This is a genomic window from Paenibacillus sp. 01T422 (genome assembly GCF_056398785.1).
Genome location: NZ_JBFTQB010000347.1, coordinates 1 through 6158, shown reverse-complemented (window position 1 = coordinate 6158; position 6158 = coordinate 1). Strand labels below are relative to the sequence as shown.

The following is a 6158-nucleotide window of genomic DNA, read 5'->3' as shown; positions in this document are numbered from 1 at the left end:
GTAGATAACCGGCACTTGATCGACTTTCACAATGAGCCACACAAACATGATTAGACCAAGTAGGGAAACCAGAACGGCAATTGGCAGAGCCCAAATCGAAGTCGCATGCGCAAAAAAAGGAATGAACGACACCGACAAAATCGGAGCTGCGTTCCATTTAAAAACTTGAATAAGTGAAATCGTAATAATGGCTGTAAGAAAAAAAGAGAGCGTGCCGTGACTAATGCTGTACATCACACTTCCGAGGGTGACCGCAATAATCGCTCCCATCGTAATTCGCCCAACATCTTTAATTTGATCAACGCGATGCATGAAGAGGAAGCTGAAAGCACCGAGCGTTGGATAAAAGACCATCCGGAGTGATGGAAAATGAAAGGATGCCCAGTAAGCACCCATTAAATAGCAGCAAACGACGAGTGAACGCAAAAGCATTGTTGAATTCCGCCCTTTATGGTAAGTCGTAAGAAGCTTCAAAACCCTTCTTATTTTACAAAAGATCGGAAAGGGGGTCAAATCCAATTTCATATAGTTCATTCAGAGGTCCAGCCAACATTTTATCCAAAACCGGTGTTACGGGAACCTCGTAATGCCTACGCTGTGGAGTCGAACATGGAGTAGTACCAACAAAACGCGAAAAACGTAAGCAACAGCGGATCGATGTTATTGCACGCGATATTCAGCGTGTCGAAATAATGATTTAAGGGGAAGACTGGGCTACAGCGACGGATAGCGATACGCCGAATATGGAGAAAGGATGAAACCAGGGGTGGGAACGATAAATTGAATGAACGAATTCTAGGCTCGGTGCTTAGTTTAAGTTCAAGGATATACTTACTTTAATTTTTCTGGATCTTCTGCATACCATTCTGAACGGCCACAATTTGTGCATATAAAAGGATTTATATTTGTACTTTTTTTGTTACTAAACAAACTATCTCCTTCAGGATTTTTAACCAATAAACCCTTAAATCCATCATCAACATAACATTTAATCATTTGATTACCACATTTTATACAATTTCTTTCTTGTTGAATGTCCATCTATCTCACCTCATAATTTTTAGTTATGGTAAGGTATACGGGCAGTGCAATCAAAAAGTTTCATAACTAGACATCAATCCTTGGAAGGTGAACTACACAAATTCAATTTTAAGCATAATTCGTGCTTAGAGTAAGAAATAACGCCAAGCCCGACATGATAGAGGGCTTGGCGTATATTTTCGTTGAAATGTTGGCGGGAACCCCATTCATTATTAACCACGTTAATGATTAATTGCCATCTATAGAAACCGTCGTTGATGAGAAAAACTTCGATACCGCAAAAGACGCGGCCCCCAGAACAGTCGAACGGTCGCTAAGCTGAGAGAACTCTACATTCAGCAGCTTCCGGGGAAGCGGCAATGAGCGTTTCTCTAATAGTTGGAGCAGCGGCCTCATGAGCCACTTCTCCGCTCCGGCCAAACGCCCTCCGAGAATGATGAACTCGGGGTTATAACCGTTAATGATGTTAACGACGCCAACTCCGAGGTAGTACCCAAGCCGCTCGAACAGCGCGATGACCTTCTGATCGCCCGCTTCCGCCATGCTCAGCAGCCTATCTAGCTGGACAGGTTCCCCCAGTTCGAGGCGGGCTTGCTCCAGCAGCGCATGCTCGGACGCGTACAACTCCCAGCAGCCTAAGCTACCGCAACGACACTTCGGTCCGTCATGCTGGATCGAAATGTGTCCGATCTCCCCTGAGAAACCCGTCGCTCCACGGTACAGTTCTCCCTTAATGATGATGCCCGCGCCAATCCCAATCCCGATAGAGATATATACCAGGTTCGCTGTGTCTTTCCCCGCTCCGAACTGTTTCTCTCCTACCGCTCCTGCATTCGCTTCATTATCAATAACGACAGGAATGTTGAACGCTTCCTCGATATCCTTTTGCAGCGGCACGTTCTCCCAGCTTAAGTTAGGAGCGAACAGTAGATTGCCGTCATCATCGCATATACCCGGCACACCAATGCCGATGCCAATGATGCCGTAGGTGCTCTCCGGCGCACTGTCGATCAGCTCGCGGATCGTTTTCTTCAGAAGCTGGATGACGGCTTCAACGGACGCGTTGTCATGCTGAACTCTTTTTTCGTTGATTACCTTACCGGTTAAGTCTGTCAAAACGGCCAGTATATCATGGACGCCCAGATCGACGCCGATGGCATATCCTGCCGTCCCATTGAACAGCAGCATCATCGGCTTACGTCCGCCGCTGGATTCGCCAGCGCCGATTTCATCGACCAGGCTGCTCTCGATCAATTCATTCACGAGGCTGGATACTGTCGCCTTCGTTAGACCTGTAATCTCCGCGATCCGTGCGCGGGATATAGGCGAATCCGTGCGAATATGGTGCAGCACGATGGATTTATTTATTTTTTTTACTAAATTTAAATCGCCCGTTTGTTTCATAACTAGCCCCCACAACGCTCCAATAGCTTGTCTTTGACAAACGCACTCGTCCTAAAGAGGGCGACGAAGTCGTTTATCCTTGTATCTTTGTAAGTGAATGAACTGATTTTAACACGAATGACTTTCTCACGCACTAACTAAGTTTGTTTAATGAATTTACAAACTTTGCGAATGATGCTATGATGACTTCATAAGCATTTATTAACTCATTTTGGAGGCTGAACTCATGAGCTACTTTGATAACATCCAACAAATCAAATACGAAGGCCGCACATCGACGAACCCGCTGGCATTTAAATTTTATAACCCTGACCAAGTGATTCTTGGCAAAACAATGCGTGAACATATGCGTTTTGCAATCGCTTACTGGCACTCCTTCTCTGCTAATGGCTCTGACCCGTTCGGCAGCGGCACGGCTGTTCGCGCTTGGGATCAATACTCCGGCCTTGAGTTGGCAAAAGCCCGCGTTGATGCATGCTTCGAACTGCTGAACATTCTTGACGTTGATTACTTCGCTTTCCATGACCGCGATATCGCGCCAGAAGGCAACACGCTGCAAGAAACGAATCAACACCTGGATGAGATCGTAGGTCTGATCAAGGATAAAATGCAAGCTACCGGCAAAAAGTTGCTGTGGAACACAGCGAACATGTTCACGAACCCACGTTTCGTGCACGGTGCTGCTACGACAAACAATGCTGACGTTTTTGCTTATGCTGCTGCACAAGTGAAAAAGGCTTTGGATCATGCCAAAGAACTCGGCTCTGAGAACTACGTTTTCTGGGGCGGCCGTGAAGGATATGAGACGCTGCTGAATACGGACCTGGGTCTGGAGCTCGACAACCTTGCCCGCTTCTTGCACATGGCGGTTGATTATGCCAAAGAAATCGGCTACACAGGCCAATTCTTGATCGAGCCTAAGCCGAAAGAGCCATCCAAGCATCAGTACGATTTCGATGCAGCTACTACGCTTTCTTTCTTGCAAAAATATGACCTGCTTCCATATTTCAAATTAAACCTGGAAGCTAACCATGCTACGCTGGCTGGTCACACTTTCGAGCACGAGCTTCGCGTTGCCCGTATTAACGGCGTTCTTGGTTCCATCGATGCGAACCAAGGTGATCTATTGCTCGGCTGGGATACCGACGAGTTCCCGACGGACCTGTACGCGACGACACTCGCGATGTACGAAATCCTTCTTAACGAAGGCGGAATCGGCAGCGGTGGCGTGAACTTCGACGCCAAGGTTCGCCGTACGTCGTTCGAGGCTATTGATGTGGTGTATGCTCACATCGCGGGTATGGACTCCTTTGCACGCGGCTTGCAAGTCGCTGCCAAAATGATCGAAGACCGTGTATTCGATAACATCCTCGACACACGTTACGCTTCCTTCAAATCCGGCATCGGCGCGGATATCGTGTCCGGCAAAGCAAACTTCAAGACACTTGAAGCTTATGCGCTTGAGAATAGCCACAACATCGTTAATCAGTCCGGCCGTTTGGAATTGATTAAGGCTACGGTTAACCAGTACCTGATTAACTCATAATTACTTTTCCCGAGGTGGGCGTTACTCACGCCGCCGGATAATAAGACTGTCTCCGAAGGTCAGATATGACCTGAGGGACGGTCTTTTTTCGTCTGCTCTATGTTGGAGCTGATCTGCTCGGGGAGAATCTGCGAGCTTCCTATGTTGCACTTTGTACAACATGATTAGGGGTTTATGCGGTTTTCCTTCCCCTTCATTGTACAAAGTGTTACAAAGTGCAATGAAATCGCTGGGTTTGTGCTCATACGTTAGCTTTGAGAGCAAATGGTTGCAGAAAGTGGCAGAAAGTGCAATGTAGCTTATTCAAGCCTCGTAATTACAGCCAAATGGTTGTAGAAAGTGCAACATAGGCGGGACTCAGCCGTGGGGGAGGCGACTGAGTTGGATTGATGCGAGCGTTGAGCGCACTTTAGCGCTGAAAAACAGCGTTACAGTGAGGAAACATCGTGGTGGCGAGCATCCACGCGGCAGCTAAGCTTGTTTTACAGCGTTAACGCAGACTCCTCGAGCGTTGAGTACACTTTAGCGCTGAAAAACAGCGTTACAGTGAGGAAATATCGTGGTGGCAAGCATCCACGCGGCTGCTAAATTTTTTTTTTAATATCCTCTACGTTGTACTTTGTACAACGTRATTAGGGGGTTATGCGGTTTTCCTTCACTCTCATTGTACAAAGTGCAATGAAATCGCTGGGTTTGTGCTCAAACGTTAGCTTTTAAGGGCAAATGGTTGCAGAAAGTGCAATGTAGCTTATTCGACCCTCGCATTTACTGCCAAATGGTTGTAGAAAGTGCAACATAGGCAGGTTAGGCTATTGCCATGGCGATACCCGGGGGAGGCGGCTGAGTTGGCTTGATGCGAGCATCCACGCGGCAGCTAAGCTTGTTTTACAGCGTTAACGCAGACTCCTCGAGCGTTGAGCACACTTTAGCGCTGAAAAACAGCGTTACAGCGAGGAAACACCGTGAATGCGAGCATCCACGCGGCAGCTAAGCTTGTTTTWCAGCGTTAACRCAGACTCCTCGAGCGTTGAGYACASTTTAGCGCTGRAAAACAGCGTTACAGCGAGGAAACACCGTSGYGGCGAGCATCCACGCGGCWGCTAAGCTTGTTTTWCAGCGTTAACGCAGACTCCTCGAGCGTTGAGCACASTTTAGCGCTGRAAAACAGCGTTACAGCKAGGAAAYACCGTGGCGGCGAGCATCCACGCGGTAGCTAAGCTTGTTTTTAATATCCTCTACGTTGTACTTTGTACAACGTAATTAGGGGGTTATGCGGTTTTCCTTCCCCTTTATTGTACAAAGTGCAATGAAATCGCTGGGTTTGTGCTCATACGTTAGCTTTTGAGGGCAAATGGTTGCAGAAAGTGCAATGTAGCTTACTTGGGCCTCGCAATTACATCCAAATGGTTGTAGAAAGTGCAACATAAGCGGGTTAGGCTATTGCCATAGGTGGGACTCGGCCGTGGGGGAGGCGACTGAGTTGGCTTGATGCGAGCGTTGAGCACACTTTAACGCTGAGAAACAGCGTTAAAGCAAGGAAACACAGTAGTGGCGAGCACCCACGCAGCAGCTAAGCCTGTCTCGCCCCCTCATCTTCATTCGCAAAAAACCACCGATTAAACACAAGGGAAAGCTGCAAAGTCACCCATATGCTTATAAACGTCCAATACCAGCTCCAAGCATGATATTTAATCAGCTGCGTTTGCGATTCTAGTATAACTTCAATCACCGTAATCGCTGTCGGGAAGGCCAGCAAGAAGAAAAAGCGGGCCCACCCCTTTTTCACCTGCGGGTAATAAATATTCAAATACACGGCAATGATCGGGTACCCGATAAATTCAAACGTTAGACTCGAATAATTGCGTTGAAGCTCCCTTACCGGATATTCCAACCAGTTGTGTTCCACAACGATAAGACCTAGAATCCAGTTTAAAAACTGCTGAAATAGAAAAGCAACATGCGCTTTGCGACGGTTGCGTTTGGGCACAAGGAGCATTCCAATGGCAGAAATCGCCCACACGGCTATGATAATTAAATAGTCTACCTTAACATTCATAACCGTCGTTCTACCCTTCCTTCTGTATCTTCCTTTGAAAAAACCATTCCGCATACGTTCTTATCGCATTCAAAACCAGCCATAAGAGAACCGTATGAAGGAGTATATTGA

5 protein-coding genes are annotated in these 6158 nt (G+C 47.1%); 1 reads left to right on the top strand and 4 read right to left on the bottom strand.

Annotated features, from left to right (window positions below; genetic code table 11):
* The 3 genes from AC1DUA_RS19450 to AC1DUA_RS19440 all read right to left on the bottom strand — a co-directional run.
* The coding region (locus AC1DUA_RS19450; protein ID WP_477501342.1) for a hypothetical protein at positions 1 to 432 on the bottom strand (432 nt) is incomplete at its 3' end.
* Between the two features lie 399 nt (positions 433 to 831).
* Positions 832 to 1041, bottom strand: a complete 210-nt coding sequence (locus AC1DUA_RS19445; RefSeq protein ID WP_477501341.1) for a hypothetical protein — start codon at positions 1039 to 1041, stop codon at positions 832 to 834.
* Positions 1042 to 1269: 228 nt separating this feature from the next.
* A complete protein-coding gene (locus tag AC1DUA_RS19440; protein WP_477501340.1) occupies positions 1270 to 2445 on the bottom strand; it encodes an ROK family protein in 1176 nt (391 codons plus the stop codon).
* A 226-nt stretch (positions 2446 to 2671) separates the two neighbouring features.
* Here AC1DUA_RS19440 and xylA point away from each other — a divergent pair, with 226 nt between their 5' ends.
* Entirely contained in the window at positions 2672 to 3991 is a 1320-nt protein-coding gene (gene xylA, locus AC1DUA_RS19435) for a xylose isomerase (protein WP_477501339.1), read from the top strand.
* A 1570-nt stretch (positions 3992 to 5561) separates the two neighbouring features.
* Here the strand turns inward: xylA and AC1DUA_RS19430 are convergent.
* Positions 5562 to 6047: a CBO0543 family protein gene (locus tag AC1DUA_RS19430; protein ID WP_477501338.1), complete on the bottom strand. Its 486-nt coding sequence runs from the start codon at positions 6045 to 6047 to the stop codon at positions 5562 to 5564.
* Positions 6048 to 6158: the final 111 nt, after the last annotated feature.